The organism is bacterium, assembly GCA_004299235.1.
Lineage (GTDB): Bacteria > Chloroflexota > Dormibacteria > Dormibacterales > Dormibacteraceae > SCQL01.
This window is the reverse complement of the sequence record SCQL01000012.1, coordinates 1-1,518: the sequence shown is the minus strand read 5'-3', so window position 1 is coordinate 1,518 and position 1,518 is coordinate 1. Positions and strand designations below refer to the sequence as shown.

The following is a 1,518-nucleotide window of genomic DNA, read 5'->3' as shown; positions in this document are numbered from 1 at the left end:
GGTGACCGCGGCGATCACCAACATCCCCGCTGGGGCCTGGCAGACGATCAAGTACCCGAACGCGGTCTGGGAAGCTGGCGAGCAGCCCGGCGAAGGTCACTGGGTCAGCGATGCCGAGGTAGCCGAGGTCAACTTCGTCGCGTTCACGGGGCGCCGCAAGGCCGAGCAGGTGTCCTGCCGGCTGATCGTGCGCCGAGTTCGCCGGCTACAGCCCCTGACCAACGACAGCACCGAGCCCAAGAGCGTGCAGGGCGAGCTGTTCGCCGCCTACCGCCACCACGCCTTCATCACCAACAGCACGCTGTCGATGGTCGAGGCCGATCAACGTCATCGTGACCACGCCCTGGTGTCCGCGTACTACCTCATGTGTCGCTCCGCGTACGACCTGACGTGTAGGTCGGTCTCGGCGAGTTGAGTCCCTCCTCGCCCTGAGCTGGGTCACCCTTCGGTTCGTCCACCGCCAAGTAGACGAGCCCGAAGGGTGACCTGCTCATGATCCTTGATTCGGAGTCCTGGATGAACATCCGCCGTTTCCGCGCCCTGCATGCCGCAGGCGCTACCTATGCCGAGATCGCCCGCGACTGCGGCGTCGACTGGCGCACCGTCCGTAAGTACCTGGCCGAGGACGCGCCCTCGGTCCCTCCTGTCGCGCCGGCCCGGGCGGGCACTCAGCCCAAGGTGATCACCCCGTTCGTGGGCGTGATTGAGGCGTGGCTGCGCAACGACATCACGTTGAAGGGCAGCGTGGTCCATGAGCGCCTCGTCGCCGAGCACGGGTTCACCGGCCACTATCAGCGGGTCAAGATGTTCTTGGCCGAGGCCCGGCCCCGGATCGCCGCCGAGCTCGCCGAGGCTGATGAGAACCCGTTGACCGGGTTGCACCGCCGGTTCGAGGTCGTCCCCGGCGCCCAAGCGCAGGTCGACTGGGGCGACGAGGGAGACCTGCTGGCCCACGTCGGGATCAGCAACGTCTACTCGTTCCACATGACGCTGAGCTACTCACGCGACCCGTTCACCTGCTTCACCACCAGCATGGACCTGGCCACCTTCTGGGACTGCCACCGCCGCGCGTTCGCGCACTTCGGTGGGGTCCCTGGCGGCGTCGTCTATGACCGCACCAAGACCGTGATCAGGCGGCATGTCGCACCCGGGGTCGCGGTCCCACTGCACCCTGAGGCGGCAGCGTTCGCCGAGCACTACGGGTTCACCATCGACGTGCTGGCCGCCTACCGACCCACCGGCAAGGGCCGTGTTGAGCGACAGGTGAACATCGTCCGGGACCACGTGGTCGCCGGCCGCTGCTTCGACTCGATCGCCGAGCTGGACGGCGCGTTCGAGGCATGGCTGCCGATCCGCCGTGCCCAGGTCCACCGCACCCACGGCCAGGTGATCGCCGTGCGCGCCGAGACCGATCGTGCCGCGCTGGGCCCGCTGCCCGATCAGCCGTATCTGGTCACCGACAAGCACCTGCGTCGAGTCGGTAAGGACTGCCTGGTCTCGTTCGAGGCCAGCTTCTAC

The 1,518-nt window shown here is 67.5% G+C and carries 1 protein-coding gene and 1 pseudogene; both read left to right on the top strand.

The features are described 5' to 3' along the window. Window positions 1-349: pseudogene (locus EPN29_03985) on the top strand (IS1380 family transposase). Window positions 350-516: 167 nt separating this feature from the next. Next, the coding region (locus EPN29_03980) for an IS21 family transposase (protein ID TAN34269.1) at window positions 517-1,518 on the top strand (1,002 nt) is incomplete at its 3' end.